Here is a 5,494-nt window from a genome sequence, read left to right as displayed (position 1 = left end):
AGCCCCAGGAACCGCTGGAACGACAGCCGGTCCTTGATCTGGAACTCGGTCGCCTCGTCAGACAGCGAGTAGAGCGCCTGCAGCACCAGGATCTTGAACATCATCACCGGATCAAACGGCGGCCGGCCACCCTTGCCACGGGCACTCCGGCGCAGCGCCGCCACCAGCGGCCCGCGGAACACCTCGAAATCTACCACCGACACCAGACGCTCCAGCGGATCGCCTGCCGCGCTCAGCGCAGCATAACGATCCGACAGATCAAAGAAACCAGGCTGGCCCACCATCATCGCCTCCGCTCAATCAAGAAGGCGAGTGAATCAGATCACCGCTCCAAATGCGAGGGTTTTTCGAGGCGTCCAGCTGACAAGCTTTGTGCAAGAGCGTTTACGCACAGTCTTTAAAGGCGGCGTTTCCGATAAGGCATTGCCGCTTGGTCGCGGTGGCCGGCATGAATTTTCTTTGATTTTCGCTTGTGCTAATCCGTCAAAAAAAGCCAGTTCGCTGGCGTTGAAACTGGCTAATGCTGTGTTGGGAAATTGAGCAATGTCTGGGCCATCTGAAATTGACTGGACTGATGTCACGTGGAATCCAGTAGCTGGTTGCGCGTTAGCCTCGGCAGGTTGCACAAACTGCTACGCAATGCGCATGGCAGCTCGGCTGCAAGCAATGGGTCATCAAAAATACAGGGGAACAACTCGCAAAAGCGGAGGCAGATATGTGTGGACAGGTCGAGTTAACGTCGATGTTTCGAGCCTTTCTGCCCCACTAGAATGGAGAAAAAGCAAAAGAATCTTCGTTAACTCGATGGCTGATCTGTTTCACCCCGATGTTCCGACCGATTTCATTAAGAAAGTCTGGGAAGTGATGGCTGAATGCCCCCAGCATCATTTTCAGGTTCTTACAAAAAGGCCTGAGCGTATGGCAAATATGTTTGCTAATAATGAGCTTTCAAGAATTAGCAATGTATGGCTCGGCACATCTGTTGAAAACGAATTTGTATCGGATAGAATCGATCAACTCTCACGTATAAATAATATGACGCTGTTTATCTCGTTCGAACCTCTCATTGGACCAATTTCGAATGTCGATTTGACTGCAATACACTGGGCTACAGTAGGTGGGGAGTCGGGTCTAAAATCACGGTCGATCGAAGTTCAGTGGGTCGACCGGCTTCATGAAATCTGTCGGCGTGATGACGTTGCATTTTTCTTTAAGCAGTGGGGTGGCACCAACAAAAAAGCCAACGGCCGCATGCTCCATGGACTCACCTATGATGAGTATCCTATCGAACTCATGCCGTGATGTTCTAAAATAATGACGTCAAACCGTGTCGCGTCCCATCTCACCCCCCATCCATTTCCCTGCTGCATTTTGGCCGCGCCATTGCTATGGGGCGCGGCCCGGCCTAGGTTTTGGGCGAACAGAATGACGCGGGTTTGGAGCTTGTGACGTGGCAGTGAAATGGACACCGGACAGTTGGCGATCGCACGAGGCGCGGCATATTCCGGCCTATCGTGATGCCGCTGCGCTGGCCGAGGCGGAGGCGACCTTGCGCAATTTCCCGCCGCTGGTGTTTGCCGGAGAGGCGCGCAACCTGCAGAAGGAACTCGCGCGCGTTGCCGATGGCGAGGCGTTTCTGCTGCAGGGCGGCGATTGCGCGGAGAGCTTTGCCGAGTTTCACCCTAACAATATCCGCGACACCTTCCGCGTGCTGCTGCAGATGGCGGTGGTGCTGACCTACGCCTCAAAGCGCCCGGTGGTGAAGCTGGGGCGGATGGCGGGGCAGTTCGCCAAGCCGCGCTCCGCGCCGATGGAGCGGCAGGGCGACATCGAAATGCCCAGCTATTTCGGCGACAACATCAACGGCATAGAGTTCGACGCGGCGGTGCGCGAGCCTGATCCCGCGCGGATGATCCGCGCCTATTCGCAAAGCGCGGCGACGCTCAACCTGCTGCGCGCCTTCGCCAGCGGCGGCTATGCCAGCCTGCAGCAGGTGCAGGACTGGATGCACGATTTCATGGGCCGCACCCCCTGGGCGGAGCGCTACAAGCAGACTGCCGACCGGATCAGCGAGGCGCTCGATTTCATGCGCGCCTGCGGGATCAGCCCCGATACCGTGCCACAGCTGCAGGCGACCAGCTTCTACACCAGCCACGAGGCGTTGCTGCTGCCGTTCGAGCAGGCGATGACCCGGCAGGATTCGCTCACCGGTGACTGGTATGACACCTCGGCGCACTTTCTGTGGATCGGCGACCGGACGCGTTTCGAAGGATCGGCGCATGTCGAGTTCCTGCGCGGCATCGGCAACCCCATCGGCATCAAATGCGGGCCGAGCCTGTCGGTCGATGCCTTGCTGAACATGCTCGATACGCTCAACCCGGCGCGCGTTGCGGGTCGGATGACGCTGATCAGCCGCTTTGGCCATGACAAGGTCGAGGCGGGGCTGGCACCTTTGGTGCGCGCGGTCAAACAGGAAGGCCATCCGGTCATCTGGTCGTGCGACCCGATGCACGGCAACGTCATCAAGTCAGACAGCGGCTTCAAGACCCGTCCGTTTGAGCGGATCATGGCCGAACTGCGCGGCTTTTTCGCGGTGCACCGCGCTGAAGGTACACATGCGGGCGGCATCCATATCGAGATGACCGGGCAGAATGTCACCGAATGCACCGGGGGCGCGATTGCCATCACCGATGAGGCGCTGGGCGACCGTTATCACACCCACTGCGACCCGCGCCTCAATGCGGCGCAATCGCTGGAAGTCGCGTTCACGCTGGCTGAAATGCTCAATGCCGAGGCCAGCGCGAATACGCGCAAAGCCGCATGAGCGAGCGCCGCGTGATTGTGCAGCGCGAGGTGGTGACGAGTGGCATCGGCTTTGGCAGCGCTTTGGCCATCGCGATCAGCTACAACGCGCATGAATCGGTGCTGTGGGCGATCATCCATGGGTTTTTCTCCTGGTTTTACGTGGTGTATTTCGTGGTGATGCGGGGATAACTTAGTTCCTTCCCGGCACGGGGAGGGGGACCGCGAAGCGGTGGAGGGGAGGCGGGTTTGCACGTCGCAGCACGCATTGCCCCAAGACGATTCGCCTCCGTCAGCGCTGTGCGCTGCCACCTCCCTTTTTCCGGGGAGGATTTGAATGAAAGGACTTCGCATGGCATTTCGGGCATTGATCGCGGCATGTATACTAAGCGCGGCAACGTGCGTCGCGCCCGTGCTGGCGCAGGACAGCAAGGCGGCGGAAATCGCGCTGGCGGGCGATTATGACCGGATCGTCAAGGAACTGATCACCATCACCGAAATCCCTGCCCCGCCGTTTGGCGAGGCGGTGCGCGCGGACTATATGGCGCAGCAGTTCAAGGCGTTGGGGCTGACCGATGTTGCCACCGATGAGGAGGGCAATGTCACCGGCATCCGGCGCGGCACGGGGGCTGCTGGCGGACCATTGGTGGCGATCACCGCGCATCTCGACACGGTGTTTCCTGCAGGCACTGATCTCACCGTGCGCCGCGAGGGCAATACGCTCAACGCGCCGGGCATCGGTGACGATACCGTGGGCCTCGCCGCGCTGCTCGCCTGGGTGCGCGCGCTCAATGCCGCCAAGGTGCCGACCAAGCACGATATCCTGTTCATCGCCACGGTGGGCGAGGAGGGACCGGGCGATTTGCGCGGGGTGCGGCATCTGTTCACCAAAAACGCCTATAAGGATCGGATCGCGGCGTTTGTCTCGGTCGACGGGTCCGATCCGTCGCGGGTGGTCAATCAAGCGGTGGGGTCAAAGCGCTATAATGTCGCCTTCACCGGCCCCGGCGGGCACAGCTATAGCGCGTTCGGCATCGTCAACCCGATGGCAGCGATGGCCGATGCTGTGAAGCGGCTGTACGAGACAGCTGTGCCGTCGAGCCCGAAGACGAGCTATGCCGCCAGTGTGGTATCGGGCGGCACCTCGGTCAATTCGATCCCCGACCGGATCGAGCTGCAGGTCGATATGCGCTCGCCCGATCCGGCGGCGCTCGACCGGCTTGAAAAGCGCTTTCTGACAATCGTCGACGAGGCGGTGGCGGCGGAGAATTTTGCGCGCTCAACCAACCTTGGCGCGACGGGCGCGGAGAAAACGCGCATCGGGGATCGTCCGGCGGGCGGCACTGCGGATACGCACCCGCTGGTGGTGACCGCGCAGCGGGTGCTCGGCGCGCATGGTTATGCCGTGCAGCTGCAGGCGTCGTCCACGGACTCGAACATCCCGATGAGCCTGGGCGTGCCTGCGATCACCATCGGCACCGGCGGTGGCGGCGGGCGCGCGCATTCGGTGGATGAATATCTCAACGTCGAGCGCAATGCCTTCATCGGAGGCCTGTCATCGGGGCTGGCCTTGGTGGTGGCGATCGCTGACCTTGGCTGGCCGCAGCCCTGAAGCGACCCGCGTTGGTGCACGGGGGCATCGTTGGAAGGACGGATTATGGGCATTATCAGCCGTGATGTCGCAGACATTGCCGCCCGGCTTGGCTTAGCGATTCCGCGCGGGGATTTGCCGGTCACATCGCCGATTGATGCGGCGGTCATCGCGAGCTTTGCCTGTGCCTCTGTGGCTGATGTTGCTGAGGCGGCTGCGCGCGCGCAATCCGCTTTCATCTGCTGGTGCAATGTGCCTGCGCCGCGTCGCGGCGAACTGGTGCGCCGTCTGGCCGAGGCTTTGCGCGCGCACAAGGCCGATCTTGGCCTGCTGGTCACCATCGATTGCGGCAAACCGATCTCCGAAGGATTGGGCGAGGTGCAGGAGATGATCGACATCTGCGATTTTGCGGTCGGTCTGTCGCGTCAGCTCTATGGCCTCACAATCGCCAGCGAGCGCCCCGGCCACCGGATGAGCGAAACCTGGCATCCGCTGGGGCCAGTGGCGATCATCACCGCGTTCAATTTTCCGGTGGCGGTCTGGGCATGGAATGCGGCGCTGGCCCTGGTGTGCGGCGATCCGGTGATCTGGAAGCCGTCGGAAAAGACGCCGCTCACCGCATTGGCGGTGCAGGCGCTGTTCGATCAGGTGTGCGCAGACTTCGGCTGCGATGCGCCGCCGCATCTTGCGCAGTTGCTGCTGGGGGATGCGCAAACCGGCGCGGCGCTGGTCGATCATCCAGGCGTGGCAATGATCTCAGCCACCGGCAGCACGCGCATGGGGCGCATCGTCGGTCAGGCGGCGGCGGGCCGTTTCGCCCGCGTGTTGCTGGAGCTTGGCGGCAACAATGCCAGCATCGTCAGCGCGAGCGCCGACATGGATCTGACGCTGCATGGCTGCGCATTCGGCTTCATGGGCACCAGCGGTCAACGTTGCACATCGCTGCGACGGCTGTTCGTTGAACGCTGCGCCTATAACGCGTTCGTGCCCCGGCTAATTTCGGCCGCGTCGCGTCTGCCGACGGGCGATCCGCGCGATCCGAAGCACCTTGCCGGGCCATTGATCGACGAGGCGGCGTTCGGCGCGATGCAGACCGCGCTG

7 protein-coding genes are annotated in these 5,494 nt (G+C 61.4%); 6 read left to right on the top strand and 1 reads right to left on the bottom strand.

Annotation, left to right across the window (positions count from 1 at the left end):
- Positions 1 to 284 (bottom strand): transposase (locus ACEW8G_RS04555; protein WP_373487264.1); only part of this gene is annotated, 284 nt, incomplete at its 3' end.
- 28 nt (positions 285 to 312) lie between these two features.
- On the opposite strand from ACEW8G_RS04555, the gene ACEW8G_RS04550 reads away from it, so the two are divergent.
- The 6 genes from ACEW8G_RS04550 to ACEW8G_RS04525 all read left to right on the top strand — a co-directional run.
- A complete protein-coding gene (locus tag ACEW8G_RS04550) occupies positions 313 to 540 on the top strand; it encodes a hypothetical protein (RefSeq protein WP_373487263.1) in 228 nt (75 codons plus the stop codon).
- A 3-nt stretch (positions 541 to 543) separates the two neighbouring features.
- Positions 544 to 1,302: a DUF5131 family protein gene (locus ACEW8G_RS04545; protein ID WP_373487262.1), complete on the top strand. Its 759-nt coding sequence runs from the start codon at positions 544 to 546 to the stop codon at positions 1,300 to 1,302.
- Positions 1,303 to 1,450: 148 nt separating this feature from the next.
- Positions 1,451 to 2,824, top strand: a complete 1,374-nt coding sequence (locus tag ACEW8G_RS04540; protein ID WP_373487261.1) for a class II 3-deoxy-7-phosphoheptulonate synthase — start codon at positions 1,451 to 1,453, stop codon at positions 2,822 to 2,824.
- Positions 2,821 to 2,994 (top strand): hypothetical protein, encoded by a 174-nt coding sequence (locus ACEW8G_RS04535; RefSeq protein ID WP_373487260.1) that lies wholly within the window; start codon positions 2,821 to 2,823, stop codon positions 2,992 to 2,994. Before ACEW8G_RS04540 ends, ACEW8G_RS04535 begins: the two co-directional genes overlap by 4 nt.
- 160 nt (positions 2,995 to 3,154) lie before the next feature.
- Positions 3,155 to 4,414 (top strand): M20/M25/M40 family metallo-hydrolase, encoded by a 1,260-nt coding sequence (locus ACEW8G_RS04530; protein WP_373487259.1) that lies wholly within the window; start codon positions 3,155 to 3,157, stop codon positions 4,412 to 4,414.
- 45 nt (positions 4,415 to 4,459) lie between these two features.
- Positions 4,460 to 5,494, top strand: a 1,035-nt coding sequence (locus ACEW8G_RS04525; protein WP_373487258.1) for an aldehyde dehydrogenase family protein, incomplete at its 3' end; no start/stop codon positions are given.

It is taken from the genome of Blastomonas sp. (genome assembly GCF_041747255.1).
In the GTDB taxonomy this organism is placed as follows: domain Bacteria; phylum Pseudomonadota; class Alphaproteobacteria; order Sphingomonadales; family Sphingomonadaceae; genus Blastomonas.
Note: the sequence above shows the minus strand (reverse complement) of the source record. Positions and strands in the feature narration are given on the sequence as shown.

What these genes read in the sequence shown, in the direction of transcription:
- ACEW8G_RS04535 (WP_373487260.1), top strand. Translation starts at nt 2,821, where the DNA reads ATGAGCGAGCGCCGCGTGATTGTGCAGCGCGAGGTGGTGACGAGTGGC.
- ACEW8G_RS04545 (WP_373487262.1), top strand. Translation starts at nt 544, where the DNA reads ATGTCTGGGCCATCTGAAATTGACTGGACTGATGTCACGTGGAATCCA.
- ACEW8G_RS04530 (WP_373487259.1), top strand. Translation starts at nt 3,155, where the DNA reads ATGGCATTTCGGGCATTGATCGCGGCATGTATACTAAGCGCGGCAACG.